The organism is Arthrobacter sp. AIWTK1, from assembly GCF_056680535.1.
Genome location: NZ_CM155287.1, coordinates 2,885,668 through 2,898,016 on the forward strand (window position 1 = coordinate 2,885,668; position 12,349 = coordinate 2,898,016).

Consider the following 12,349-nt stretch of genomic DNA (forward strand, 5'->3'; position numbering starts at 1 on the left):
AGCTACGCCGGGGCCGGCCGCAGGAGCGTCAGGACATGACCATCAGGACGCGGGAACGTGGCCTCCGTGGCCGGCCCGGCGGAGCCCCTCACGGAGCTTTTCGGCGTTGGTGTCCAGCTGCGCGGGGTCAGGGTGGTGGTCCACCGAGCCGAAGTCGTAGTCAGCCATGGAGTTGGACGGCCACACATGGACGTGGAGGTGGTTGACCTCATAGCCGGCCACGATGAGCCCTGCCCGTGCGGCATCGAACACGTCCACCTGGACGGCGCCGATCTTCTGCGCGACGTCCATCACGCGGGCCAGGAGTGTGGGCGGGGCGTCCGTCCAGCGGTCCACTTCTTCCGTGGGAACCACCAGCGTGTGTCCGTCGGCAAGCGGGCCCATGGTCAGGAACGCCACCACGTCCTGGTCACGCCAGACGAAGCGTCCGGGGATCTCGCCGTTGATGATCTTGGTGAAAACGGTGCTCATGCGTCTGCCTTTTCCGAAGGGGTCCCGAGGGTACTGGTGTCCAGGACAAAACGATACTTGACGTCGCCTGCCACCATGCGGTCGTAGGCCTCGTTCAACTGCCCGGCGGCCACCACCTCGATGTCGGAGACAACACCGTGTTCGGCGCAGAAGTCCAGCATCTCCTGAGTCTCTGCGATGCCTCCGATGAGTGAGCCCGCGTAGGCGATCCGGCGACGGATCAGCGCCCCCGGGTTGACTGGCGGCATGGCGCCTGAGGGCAGGCCCAGCTGGAAGAGCGCTCCGTCCCTGCGCAGGGTCCGGAAGTACGGGTTGAGGTCATGCGGCGCCGCAACGGTGTCGATGATGACGTCGATGCTGCGGTCGGCGGCCGCCATGGAGGTTTCGTCGCGGGACAGAATGACGCCGTCGGCGCCCAGCTCCCGGGCCGCGGCGACCTTCGAATCCGAGGTGGTGAACACTTTCACGTCGGCACCCATGGCCTTGGCAAGCTTCACGGCCATGTGGCCCAGTCCGCCGAGCCCCACCACCCCCACAACGTCCCCGGCTTCGACGCCGAAGTGCCGCAGCGGGGAATAGGTGGTGATGCCGGCGCAGAGGAGCGGCGCGACGGCGGCGGGGTCAAGGTTTTCCGGAACCCGCAGCAAGTAACGGCGGTCCACCACCACGGACGTGGCGTAACCGCCCTGGGTGACGGCGTCTCCATTACGGGAGTCCACTGCCCCGTAGGTGCCGGTCATGCCGTTTTCGCAGTACTGCTCCAGGCCGTCCAGGCAGCTGTCGCATTCACGGCAGGAATCCACCATGCATCCCACGCCCACGAGGTCGCCCGGCGCGAAGTCGTCCACGCCGGCGCCCACGCGGCTGACGCGGCCCACAATTTCGTGGCCCGGCACCAGCGGGTAGTTCTGCGTGCCCCACTCGCCGCGCGTTGCGTGCACGTCCGAGTGGCAGAGGCCGCAGAACTCGATGGCGACCTCAACGTCGTCGTCCTTCGGGGCGCGGCGGGCGACGGTCAGCGGCACCAGGCCGCTGTTGCTGGCCGTGGCGCCGTAGGCCGCGGCGGGCCGCGCGGTTGCCGACGGTGCGTGCTGCGTTGAGCCGTGCGGATCTAAGCGTGGCGGATTGCCGGGGAGCGGCTTGGCGAGGGGCGGCGGTACGGGGCGTCCGGGAGTCATCCCCTGACGCTACCCCCGTGCCCGGCCGGTGTTCCAATCAGGGCCGGGCTTGCGGCGCCAGCCTTAGGGAGCCGCCCCCGTTGCCACCTCGTTGGCGGGGTTGTTGGACCATTGCGAAAACGAGCCGGGATACAGTGCCGCCGGAAAACCGGCGATTTCCAGGGCAGCGATTTCGTGCGCAGCAGTGACGCCGGAGCCGCAGTACACAGCGGTGGGCACGTCCGGCCTGACGCCCAGGGCAGTGAAACGCTGCCGCAGCTCCTCCGCCGGCAGGAACCGTCCGTCGCTTCCAATGTTCCCGGCCGTGGGGGCGCTCACGGCGCCTGGAATGTGTCCCGCCCGCGGATCCACCGGCTCAATTTCGCCGCGGTAGCGCTCGCCCGCCCGCGCGTCCAGCAGGACCCCCCGCCAGGGCCACTGCGCAGCCTGGGTTGCGTCGATGACGGGCATCGCGCCGTCGGTCAGCGTGACGTTGCCTAGCGTGGCCTGCTCAAGGCCGCCTTCCACGGGGTATCCGGCCGCCCGCCAGGCGGACAGGCCGCCGTCGAGCAGGAACACAGTGGATACACCGGCATTGCGCAGCATCCACCACAGCCGGGCGGCGGCCGTGCTGCCTGTGTCATCATAGGCAACCACGAGGTCGTTGTCCCGGATGCCCCAGCACCGCGCCGATTCCTGGAACTGCTGCAGCGGCGGCAACGGATGCCTGCCTTGGCCCGGGTCCGCCGGCCCTGCGAGCGCGGTGGGCAGGTCCACGTAGACCGCGCCCGGAATATGCGCCTCAAGATAGTGTTCGCGGCCGTGGGGATCGCCCAGCGCCCAGCGGACATCCAGCAGAACGGTGCGCCCACCGGAGGTCATCCGGTGGTTCAGCGCGGACACGTCCATCAGGGGGTTCATCAAATCTCCTTTGGTTCGGATGACAGGCCGTCCGGCCCGGCGCGCAGCGCGGGCGGGCAGCCGGTACCCACTGTAGCCGTGGACGCCTGCTGTCCCGGGTAGGCTGAATCGGTGAACAGAATGGTCAACCGTGCCGGCAAACAGGACCGGGCGTGGGCGGATGAAGCCGTCCGCAGGATCAACGCCGAGAACAACAGGTCCGCGGACACGCACCTCTACTCCGTTCCGCTTCCGGAGCACTGGGGCGTCCAGCTCTACCTGAAGGACGAATCCACGCACCGCTCCGGCAGCCTCAAGCACCGGCTGGCGCGCTCGCTGTTCCTGTTCGGCCTGGTCAACGGCTGGATCAGGCAAGACACCACCATCGTGGAGGCCTCCAGCGGCAGCACGGCCGTCTCCGAGGCCTACTTTGCCCAGCTCCTCGGTTTGCCGTTCATCGCCGTCATGACCCGCACCACCAGCCCTGAGAAGATCGCCCTGATCGAGCAGTTCGGCGGGGCCTGCCTCCTGGTGGAGCATGCGTCCGAGGTCTATGCGGCCGCAGAGGAAGTAGCGCGCACCGCAGGCGGGCATTACATGGACCAGTTCACGTACGCCGAGCGGGCCACGGACTGGCGGGGCAACAACAACATCGCCGAGTCCATCTTCCAGCAGCTGGCCCTCGAAGAGCATCCGGTCCCACGCTGGATCGTGGTGGGCGCCGGTACCGGCGGCACCAGCGCCACCATCGGCCGGTACCTCCGCTACCACCGCCATGCCACCGAGCTCGCCGTCGTGGACCCGGAGAACTCGGCCTTCTACCCCGGCTGGCGGGACGGCGTCGCCGGCTTCAGCACGGGAATGCCGTCCCGCATCGAGGGCATCGGAAGGCCGCGGATGGAGCCCAGCTTCGTGCCCGCCGTCATCGACCACATGATCCAGGTCCCGGATGCGGCCTCGGTGGCCGCCATGCGGCACCTGCGCGACCTCGCCGGGCTGCATGCGGGCCCGTCCACCGGAACCAATCTCTGGGGCGTGTGGCAGCTGATCGCCGGAATGGTCGCGGAGGGACGCCGGGGCAGCGTGGTCTCGCTGATGTGCGACGGCGGCGACCGGTACGCCGGGAGCTACTACAACGAGGAATGGCTGCAGGCGCGAGGACTCGACCCCAGGCCGTATGAGGCCCGCATCAGGGACTTTTTCGACACCGGGACCTGGCGCGCCTAGACCTCCACGGAATCACCGCTGGAGAGGTGCGCGTACTCCGTGCCGTACTTCGCTCCGAGCCGCTTCACGTGCCCTTCGATGAGGCCGAGCCCGGTCTCATTGAGCAGGGCGTCGTGGATGGGGAACGCCTTGGCAGCGCGGACACCGATGACGAAATCCACCACCTCCCCCACTTTGTTCCACGGCGCGTGCACCGGGACCAGGAGGGTCCCGACCCCGATGCCGTCCGGAATCACGAACGAGTCCCCGGGGTGGTAGAGGTTGGAGTCGATCAGGTACCCGATGTTGGCCACCACCGGGATCTGGGGGTGGATCAGCGCATGCTGGCCGCCGAACGCCTTAACTTCGAAGCCGGCGGCGGTGAACGCCTGGCCCGGCTCAACCCCCGTGATCCGGGAGCCAGCAAAAGACGCCTCGGACCGCAGGGTTGCCGCCACTCCCCCCGGAGCAAAGACCCGGAGCGACTCATTGTCCCGCAGCGCTGACACCACGGCCGGTACGTCAATATGGTCCCCGTGCTCGTGGGTGACCAGGACGGCCCCTGCCCCCTCCAGGGCCACTCCGGTTTCGGAGAACGTGCCGGGATCTATCACCAGCACGTGGCCGTCCTTTTCGAGCCGGACACAGGCGTGGGTGTATTTAGTCAGCTTCATGGAGCCAGCCTAGGGCGGCCTGCGCGGCAGTGTCCACGAACCCGTCGGCGAACCCGTCCGTGAACTCCCGGCTGGTAATCTTGGACATTGCCAACACCCCGCAGGGAAGCGAGTCAATCCATGGCCCACGGCGCCAATGCCGACGGCACAAAGCTATCCGCACCGCCTTCCGCCGGCGGCCGTGAGCAGCGTGTCACCAAGCAGCGACTGGCGGTGAGTGCCGCCCTGGACGAGCTGGACGACTTCGTCAGCACCCAGGAGCTCTACCGGATGTTGCAGAACCAGGGCACTTCGGTGTCATTGGCCACTGCCTACCGGATCCTCCAGTCGCTCGCCGACGACGGGCTGGTGGATGTCCTGCGCAACGGCGAGGGCGAGGCCGTCTACCGGAGGTGCGCCGTCACCGGCCACCACCATCACCTGCTGTGCCGCAACTGCGGGAAGGCCGTGGAAGTGGAAGCTCCCGCCGTGGAGACCTGGGCTGCGCGGACCGCCGCGGAGCACGGCTACACCGAAGTGGCCCACACCGTGGAGATCTACGGCCTGTGCCCGGACTGCACCGCCCGAAAGGCCGCCGGAGCCTGAAGGCGCCGAAACCTAGGAGGCGCCCGCTCCGGCCGGGAGGACGCGTCCGTTGAGGCCGCGCCCGGCCCTTACTCCGCCGACGATCCGGCACACAACGTAGATCAGGAATGACAGCGTGGTCACGTACGGGCTGATGGGGATCCGCCCGCCCAGCGCCAGCATGATGCCGCCCACGGTGGCTGTCACCGCGAAGGCCACGCTGAGGATCACCACCAGCGGTGGCGATGACGTCACCCGAAGCGCTGCGGCGGCCGGAGTGATCAGCAGGGCGAGCACCAGCAGCGCCCCCACCACCTGGATGGACAGTGCCACGCTGATTCCCAGCAGCACCATAAAGCCGATGCCCAGCGTCCGCACAGGCACGCCCCGCGCTTCCGCCACTTCCGGGTCCACGCTGGCGAACGTGAGCGGGCGCCAGATGGCCACCAGCGCAATCATCACCACCAGCGCCGCGGTGGCCAGCACCTGCAGTTGCACGGTATCCACGGACACGATCTGCCCCGTCAGGAGGCCGAACTTGTTGGAGGCGCGTCCCTCATACAGCGAAAGAAACAGGATGCCCAGGCCCAGGCCGAACGGCATGATCACGCCAATGATGGAATTCTTGTCCCGGGCACGGACACCCATCACGCCCAGGAGCAGCGCCGCGAGCACCGAACCGACGAGGGACCCGAACACGACGTCGGCTCCGATCAGCAGCGCGAAGGCCGCACCCGCGAAGGAAAGCTCGGATATTCCGTGGACCGCGAAGGCGAGGTCCCGTTTCATCACGAAGGTACCCATGAGCCCGCCCAGCAGGCCGAGCAGCGCTCCTGCCCAGAGGGAGTTCTGGACCAGGGCCAGGAGTTCGCCGTAATTATCAAAATTGAAAATGGAAGGCAGGATGCTGTCGAAATCCATTTAGCCCACCTCCCCTGCCACTGAATGTGCATCCTCATGGTGGTGGGTGGCACCCTCCGGCAGCCCCACCACAATCATCCGGCCGTTGGCGCGGATCACTTCGACCCGGCTGCCATACAGCCCGGAGAGCACCTCGGTTGTCATCACTTCTGCGGGCTTGCCCACCCGGAACCGCCCGCCGGCCAGGTAGAGGACGCGGTCAACATAATCGATGATCGGATTGATCTCGTGCGTCACGAACACCACGGCACTGTCCCGGCTGCGGCATTGTTCGTTGATCAGTGCGCTGACCGCCTGCTGGTGCTGAAGGTCCAGGGACAGCAGCGGTTCGTCGCACAGCAGGACCCGCGGATCGGCGGCGAGCGACTGGGCGACCCTCAGCCGCTGCTGTTCGCCGCCGGAGAGCTGGCCCACCGGGACCTTGGCGTAATCAGCGGCACCCACGAGATCCAGCAGCTCATCGATCCTGCGGTTGGCTTTGGCGGTGCCCAGCCGTAGTCCCCAGCGGTGGCCGTCCACGCCAAGTCCCACAAGGTCGCGTGCCCGGAGGGGTGTCTCCGGCGCAAATGATTTCTGCTGCGGGATGTAGCCGATCAGGTTGCTGCCCCGTTCCACCGGGCGGCCACCGAGCGTTGCCGTCCCTGAGTGGAGTTCCTGCAGTCCCAGAAGGACTTTCAGGAATGTGGTCTTGCCGCTGCCGTTCGGGCCGAGGACCGCAAAGAACTCGCCGGGATTGATATCGAGGTCCAGGTCCTCCCACAATGTCCGTTTCCCGAACTTCAGGGTGGCTCCGCGGAGGCTCACTACCGGTTTCAACGTTCTTTTTCCTCGATTCATTCGGGGCGAAGCGCCCCCATCATCCTAGTGACGCCGGGGCTACTTTTTCAGGGCCTGCGTGATGCTGTCCACATTGCTGCTCATCCACTGCACGTAAGTCTTCCCCTCGGGAAGGGTCTCACTGAAGTCCAGCACCGGTACGCCGGCGGCCTCGGCTGCCTTCCTGAGGGCCTGCGTCTGCGGACCTTCCGTCTGAGTGTTGTACGCCAGGAACTTGATGTCCTTTGATCCGGCCAGTTCCGTGGCTTCCTTGAGCGCAGCGGGCGGAACATCGGCATCTTCCTCGATGGCGGCCGTGTAGTCGGCAGGAGTTTTGTTCACCAGGCCGGCGGCCTCGATCAGGTAGAGCGGCACCGGTTCGGTCACCGCAACGGGAGCCCCGGCTGCCGTGGCGGCGAGACCGGCCACCGTTGCGTTCAGCCCGGCGATCTCCTTTTTGAAGGTTGCGGCATTGGCCTTGAAGGTCGTTGCCGACGCCGGCTCCAACGCTGCGAGTTTGGCTTCGACGGCATCGGCCAGCTTGGTCATGGCATCGAAGCTGTACCAGACGTGCTCATTGAACGCTCCGTGGTCGTGGGCATGCCCGTGGTCGTCGGCCCCGGCCGTCGACCCGGCAGCCGGCCCTTCTTCGGGGGCAAGACCCGAAACCTCGACGGCGCTGATGATGTTGTCGTGGCCCAGGTTGCTGTCGTCCGCCAGCTTGTGAATGAAGTCGTCATAGCCGCCGCCGTTTTCAACCACCAGCCGGGCCTTTGAGACGGCGAGTTTGTCCTGGGTGGTGGCCTCGTAGGAGTGCGGATCCTGGCTGGCCTTGGTGATCAGTGCCTTGACGTTCACCTTGTCGCCGCCAATCTCCCGGACGATGTCACCGTAAACGTTCGTGGAGGTGACCACCTCGATGGTGCCGGACGCCGCCTGCTGGCCGCCCGTCGTCGTACTGCACGCTGACAACACGAGGCTCAGGCCGGCAAGGGCGGTGACGGGGAAGACTGCGGAACGGCGCACGGAAGGACCTCGGATCTGGTTGTCTGAACTAGCTACATGAGAATCAGGAGCATTAGCAACAAGATGAGTGTAGCCCTAAATAGGAATCATTCCTATTTAGGGCTACCGCAGCGCCGGACGCTATCCGCCGTTCCCCTGGCCGAGGCGGCGGATGCCCTTCGCCTGGGTGGCGTCCCGGATCTCGCCCACCAGTTGCTCAATCACGTCCTCCAGGAACAGCACACCCCTGGTGTTGCCATCGGGTCCGATGACGCGCGCCAGGTGTGAGCCCGTGCGTTGCATGACGGACATCGCCTTCTCGATCTCGTCATCCATGGACAGGTTCGCCAGGGACCTGATCCGGCTCTCGGCAATCGGGTGCCCGTATCCGGCATCCGGGATGGACAACACATCCTTGATGTGGAGGTACCCCGAAAGCATGCCGTCCTCGTCCATCATCGGGAAGCGGGAGAATCCAGTCCGGCTGACGGCTTTCTCAAACTCAACCGGAGTGGTGGGCGACTTCATCATGACGAGCTTGTCGAGCGGAACCATGATGCGGGAGGCCGTGTGCTCGGAGAATTCCAGTGCACCGGTGATCAGGCCGGCGTCGTCGTCCACCAGGCCGTGCCGGGTTGACTCCTGCACGATGGACTGGACCTCCTCCAGGGTGAACGAGGAGTTGACCTCGTCCTTGGGCTCGATCCGCAGGAGGCGCAGGATGTGGTTGGCAGACCAGTTGAGGGCCACGATCACCGGATTAACCAGGCGCGCGATGAACATCAGCGGCGGCGCCAGCAGCAGCGCCGCTTTGTCCGCGACGGACACCGAGATGTTCTTGGGCACCATCTCGCCGAAGGTCACATGCAGGAAGGTCACCGCCAGGAGGGCCACGGCGAACGCCACGACGTCCGCGAGTTCCGTCGGCACGCCCGCGGCTTCCAGCGGCACGGCCATCAGATGGTGGATGGCCGGCTCAGCCACCTGCAGGATCAGCAGGGAACAGACCGTAATGCCCAGCTGGGCACACGCCAGCATGAGGGACACGCTTTCCATGGCCCGCAACGTTGTCTGCGCCCGCAGCGACCCTGCTTCCGCCAGCGGCTCGATCTGGCTCCGCCGGGCGGACATCACAGCGAATTCCGCGGCCACGAAGAAGGCATTGCCGATCAGCAGGATCACCAGCCAGAGAATTCCAACCCAGTCGCTCATGCCGTCCCTCCCTGGCCGGCCGCGTGTTCTTCGCCGCGGACCGGGGCAGGCTTGAAGCAGATCCGGTCGATCCGGCGTCCGTCCATCCGGGTCACGCTTAGCGTGCCTCCGCCGACGTCCACCGTGTCTCCCACTGCGGCGATCCGGCCGAGCTGGCTCATGACGTAGCCGCCCACGGTTTCATAGGCCGATTCATCGGGCACCGTCAGTCCGGGGATCTGCTCGGAGAGCTCGTCCGGACGCAGCAGGCCGGGGAAGTACCAGTCCCCCGAGGCGCTCTGGAGCAGTCCCGGCCGCACCTTGTCGTGTTCGTCCGCGACTTCCCCCACGATTTCCTCCACGAGGTCCTCCAGCGTGGCGATGCCTGCGGTCCCGCCGTATTCGTCCAGCACTACGGCCAGCTGCATGTTTCCCTCGCGCAGTTCGGCCAGCAGGGCATCAAGGTGGATGGTTTCGGGAACCCTCAGGACGTCCGTCATGATGGCGCCGGCTTCGAGGTTGGCGCGCCGGTCCGAGGGGACGGCGATTGCCTTCTTGACGTGCACCAGGCCGCGGATGTCGTCGGCGGACTCACCGATGACCGGGAAGCGCGAATACCCTGTCCGCCGCGCGGCGTCGATAATATCGGACACCGGCTGCCCGGCACCGATGGTCTCCAGCCGGATCCTGGGCGTCATCACGTCGGCGGCGGTCCGGCCGGAGAACTTCAGCGTCCGGGCGATAAAGTTTGCGGTTCCGGGGTCAAGGGTTCCCATGGCGGCTGAGCGCCGCACCAGCGATGCGAGTTCGGCCGGCGTCCGCGCCCCGGAGATCTCCTCCTTGGCTTCAAGTCCGAAAACATTCAGCACCTTGTTGGAGAAGCCGTTGAGCACAATGATCGCCGGTTTGAAGACGGCGGTGAAGACCAGCTGCGGCCGGGCGACGGCCTTGCCGATCGGCAGGGACAAGGCAATGGCCATGTTTTTGGGCACGAGCTCGCCGATCAGCATGGACAGCAGCGTGGCGATGGTCATGGCCATCACCAGGGAAACCGACGCCGCTGCCGCTGCCGGTACACCGGCCAGGGTCAGCGGACCCTCCAGCAGCTTGCCCACGGACGGCTCCATGACATAGCCGGTCAGAAGGGTCGTCAGGGTAATCCCGAGCTGGCAGCTGGACAGCTGGGTGGACAGCGATTTGAGACACTTAAGCAGGGGCACGGCCGCGGCGTCGCCGTTGTCCACGGCCCGCTGGACAGTTGCCTGGTCAAGGGCGACGAGGGAGAACTCAACGGCGACGAAAAAGCCCGTGCCGAGGATGAGCAGGATGCCTGCTCCTAGAAGTAGCCATTCCATCAGCGGCCTGCCTCCGGCCGGCCCGGGAACGGAATACGCGTCCGGGGGTCAGTAGGCGCCGGAGCCCAAGTCGAGGGGGAGGTTATCTTGCCGGCTACACAGCCCGGCGGAGGATGGTCGGCCGGTGCCGACCCTGTTTCCTGGAGGGCTGCGGCGTGGGCTGCTGCAGAGTGATGGGCGCGTGAACGGGGTTTGCCGGCTCTGTGGGTGGGCTGCGGGGAGCTGGTATTCGTGCTCCGCTGACAGCCCCCAGGCCGGCACCTAGATTTACTGTCCATAAGAATTTCAGTCTACAGGAGCGGCCCCGGCGCCCAGGAGCGGTCAGGCGGGGCCCAACCGCTCCCCGGCACCCGTCGGTCACCAGCTCTGCGGGACGGGCCGGCCCTCCTCGTAGCCGGCGGCCGACTGGATGCCGGCCACGGCACGCTCGCGGAAACCGGGAAGGTCCGCGGCGCCGGCATAGCTCATGGAACTGCGGAGCCCGGCAGTGATCATGTCCACCAGGTCCTCCACGCCCGGCCGGGCGGGGTCCAGGTACATGCGTGACGTGGAGATGCCTTCTTCGAAGAGCGCCTTGCGGTCCTTTTCGAAAGCGCCTTCCCGCTGGTTCCGGTTCTGCACGGCCCTGGCTGAGGCCATGCCGAAGCTCTCCTTATAAAGGCGGCCGTTCGCGTCCGCCTGCAGGTCCCCCGGGCTTTCATGGGTCCCCGCGAACCATGAGCCGATCATGACCTGGCTTGCCCCGGCCGCCAGTGCCAGGGCGACGTCCCGCGGGTACCGCACGCCGCCGTCGGCCCAAATGCGCCCTCCCACGGCGCGCGCCGCAGCGGCGCACTCCAGCACGGCGGACAGCTGGGGGCGGCCCACCGCCGTCATCATGCGCGTGGTGCACATGGCCCCGGGACCAACGCCCACCTTGACGATGTTCGCCCCGGCGTAGATCAGCTCACGGGTGGCATCCGCCGTCACCACGTTGCCGGCAACGATCGGAATGTCGGGGTCCAGGCCGCGGACCGCTGCCAGGGCGTCGAACATTTTTTGCTGGTGCCCGTGCGCGGTGTCGATAACCAGGACATCGACGCCGGCGGCCAGCAGTTCCGATGCGCGGCCCGCCACATCACCGTTAATTCCGACGGCGGCAGCCACCTTAAGTTTCCCGGCCGCGTCCAGCAGGGGCCGGTAGATGGTGGAGCGAAGGGCACCCCTGCGGGTGAGGACCCCGGCCAGGGAGCCGCCGAGCTGGACGGGGGCGAAGTCCGTCCCGGCAGCGTCCATGGCGTCGAATGCCCTCCGCAGGGAAGCGCCACGGTCATCAGAGCCCGCGTCCCCCGCGACCGGCTCCGCGCCGAAGGCGGAGGCATCCAGCACCAGCGCCTGCCGCATGACCGAGGCGAGGGAGGCGAAACGGTCCTGCCCCTCGCAGTCCGCCGCGCGGACCACCCCGGCAACCTTGCCGGCGTCGTCCATGACGGCCACTGCACCGTGCGGCCGTTTTCCCATCAGGTGGAGGGCGTCGATAACTGTTTCCGAAGCGAGCAGGCTCACCGGAGTTTCCAACACGGTGTGCCGTGATTTGATCCAGGCGGTGACGTCCCGGAGCACATCGAGCGGAACATCCTGCGGGAGCACTGCCAGTCCCCCGCGGCGGGCCATGGTCTCGGCCATGCGCTTGCCGGTCACGGCCGTCATGTTCGCCACCACCAGCGGGATGGAGGAGCCGGTGCCGTCGTCGGCCGTCAGGTCAACATCCAGGCGCGACGTGACGTCGGAACGCGACGGCACCAGGAAGGCATCCGAGTACGTCAGGTCGGTGGGCGGTTCACTTAAAAAACGCACGGCTTCTCCTCGTCGAAAATGGGGTTCCCAGTGCGAGTCTAGGCCCTCGGCGGAGCCCCCGGCGGGACAGCGCCAAGGGCCGCTCCGGACGCTGATTCGCGCAATAGTTTCGCCGCTACATGATTTGGGTCACCCTTATTGGCAGTTAACCAAGGATCGTCACTAGACTGGCAAAGGTCTGGGTTCACAGGACGCAGAGACTGGTTCGATTGTTGTGCTGAGGCACCGAAGGCGACCAGAGGGAAATCAAACT

General features: G+C 66.6%; 12 protein-coding genes. 2 read left to right on the top strand and 10 right to left on the bottom strand.

The window, feature by feature from the left end; translation table 11 throughout:
- Positions 1-42: 42 nt before the first annotated feature.
- The 3 genes from AC1MDG_RS13300 to AC1MDG_RS13310 all read right to left on the bottom strand — a co-directional run bounded on the left by AC1MDG_RS13300 (position 43) and on the right by AC1MDG_RS13310 (position 2,549).
- Positions 43-471 (bottom strand): HIT family protein, encoded by a 429-nt coding sequence (locus tag AC1MDG_RS13300; protein WP_479804366.1) that lies wholly within the window; start codon positions 469-471, stop codon positions 43-45.
- Positions 468-1,649 carry an NAD(P)-dependent alcohol dehydrogenase gene (locus tag AC1MDG_RS13305; protein ID WP_479804368.1) on the bottom strand — a complete coding sequence of 394 codons (1,182 nt, stop codon included), beginning with the start codon at positions 1,647-1,649 and terminating at the stop codon, positions 468-470. Before AC1MDG_RS13305 ends, AC1MDG_RS13300 begins: the two co-directional genes overlap by 4 nt.
- Positions 1,650-1,712: 63 nt before the next feature.
- A complete protein-coding gene (locus tag AC1MDG_RS13310; RefSeq protein ID WP_479804370.1) occupies positions 1,713-2,549 on the bottom strand; it encodes a sulfurtransferase in 837 nt (278 codons plus the stop codon).
- A 120-nt stretch (positions 2,550-2,669) separates the two neighbouring features.
- Here AC1MDG_RS13310 and AC1MDG_RS13315 point away from each other — a divergent pair, with 120 nt between their 5' ends.
- A complete protein-coding gene (locus AC1MDG_RS13315) occupies positions 2,670-3,755 on the top strand; it encodes a PLP-dependent cysteine synthase family protein (protein WP_479809100.1) in 1,086 nt (361 codons plus the stop codon).
- Here the strand turns inward: AC1MDG_RS13315 and AC1MDG_RS13320 are convergent.
- Complete coding sequence (locus AC1MDG_RS13320; protein ID WP_479804372.1) at positions 3,752-4,408, bottom strand: MBL fold metallo-hydrolase; 657 nt, start codon at positions 4,406-4,408, stop codon at positions 3,752-3,754. The two genes, AC1MDG_RS13315 and AC1MDG_RS13320, sit on opposite strands and share 4 nt — an antisense overlap.
- Before the next feature lie 120 nt (positions 4,409-4,528).
- Here AC1MDG_RS13320 and AC1MDG_RS13325 point away from each other — a divergent pair, with 120 nt between their 5' ends.
- Complete coding sequence (locus AC1MDG_RS13325; protein ID WP_043482586.1) at positions 4,529-4,993, top strand: Fur family transcriptional regulator; 465 nt, start codon at positions 4,529-4,531, stop codon at positions 4,991-4,993.
- 12 nt (positions 4,994-5,005) lie between these two features.
- On the opposite strand, the gene AC1MDG_RS13330 is transcribed toward AC1MDG_RS13325, so the two are convergent.
- From AC1MDG_RS13330 to AC1MDG_RS13355, 6 genes are all read right to left on the bottom strand, one after another.
- Entirely contained in the window at positions 5,006-5,893 is an 888-nt protein-coding gene (locus AC1MDG_RS13330) for a metal ABC transporter permease (protein ID WP_479804374.1), read from the bottom strand.
- Positions 5,894-6,730 carry a metal ABC transporter ATP-binding protein gene (locus tag AC1MDG_RS13335; RefSeq protein ID WP_200891023.1) on the bottom strand — a complete coding sequence of 279 codons (837 nt, stop codon included), beginning with the start codon at positions 6,728-6,730 and terminating at the stop codon, positions 5,894-5,896. It abuts the gene before it with no gap.
- Between the two features lie 39 nt (positions 6,731-6,769).
- Complete coding sequence (locus AC1MDG_RS13340; RefSeq protein ID WP_479804376.1) at positions 6,770-7,735, bottom strand: metal ABC transporter solute-binding protein, Zn/Mn family; 966 nt, start codon at positions 7,733-7,735, stop codon at positions 6,770-6,772.
- Positions 7,736-7,855: 120 nt separating this feature from the next.
- Positions 7,856-8,926: a hemolysin family protein gene (locus tag AC1MDG_RS13345; RefSeq protein WP_479804378.1), complete on the bottom strand. Its 1,071-nt coding sequence runs from the start codon at positions 8,924-8,926 to the stop codon at positions 7,856-7,858.
- Positions 8,923-10,260 (bottom strand): hemolysin family protein, encoded by a 1,338-nt coding sequence (locus tag AC1MDG_RS13350; protein ID WP_479804379.1) that lies wholly within the window; start codon positions 10,258-10,260, stop codon positions 8,923-8,925. The genes AC1MDG_RS13345 and AC1MDG_RS13350 overlap by 4 nt, the downstream gene beginning before the upstream one ends.
- 357 nt (positions 10,261-10,617) lie before the next feature.
- Complete coding sequence (locus AC1MDG_RS13355) at positions 10,618-12,096, bottom strand: GuaB1 family IMP dehydrogenase-related protein (protein ID WP_479804380.1); 1,479 nt, start codon at positions 12,094-12,096, stop codon at positions 10,618-10,620.
- Positions 12,097-12,349: the final 253 nt, after the last annotated feature.

Coding starts and splice junctions, on each gene's coding strand:
- AC1MDG_RS13350 (WP_479804379.1), bottom strand. CDS start 10,260: ATGGAATGGCTACTTCTAGGAGCAGGCATCCTGCTCATCCTCGGCACG.
- AC1MDG_RS13315 (WP_479809100.1), top strand. CDS start 2,670: ATGGTCAACCGTGCCGGCAAACAGGACCGGGCGTGGGCGGATGAAGCC.
- AC1MDG_RS13325 (WP_043482586.1), top strand. CDS start 4,529: ATGGCCCACGGCGCCAATGCCGACGGCACAAAGCTATCCGCACCGCCT.
- AC1MDG_RS13320 (WP_479804372.1), bottom strand. CDS start 4,408: ATGAAGCTGACTAAATACACCCACGCCTGTGTCCGGCTCGAAAAGGAC.
- AC1MDG_RS13305 (WP_479804368.1), bottom strand. CDS start 1,649: ATGACTCCCGGACGCCCCGTACCGCCGCCCCTCGCCAAGCCGCTCCCC.
- AC1MDG_RS13345 (WP_479804378.1), bottom strand. CDS start 8,926: ATGAGCGACTGGGTTGGAATTCTCTGGCTGGTGATCCTGCTGATCGGC.
- AC1MDG_RS13335 (WP_200891023.1), bottom strand. CDS start 6,730: ATGAATCGAGGAAAAAGAACGTTGAAACCGGTAGTGAGCCTCCGCGGA.
- AC1MDG_RS13310 (WP_479804370.1), bottom strand. CDS start 2,549: ATGAACCCCCTGATGGACGTGTCCGCGCTGAACCACCGGATGACCTCC.
- AC1MDG_RS13330 (WP_479804374.1), bottom strand. CDS start 5,893: ATGGATTTCGACAGCATCCTGCCTTCCATTTTCAATTTTGATAATTAC.
- AC1MDG_RS13300 (WP_479804366.1), bottom strand. CDS start 471: ATGAGCACCGTTTTCACCAAGATCATCAACGGCGAGATCCCCGGACGC.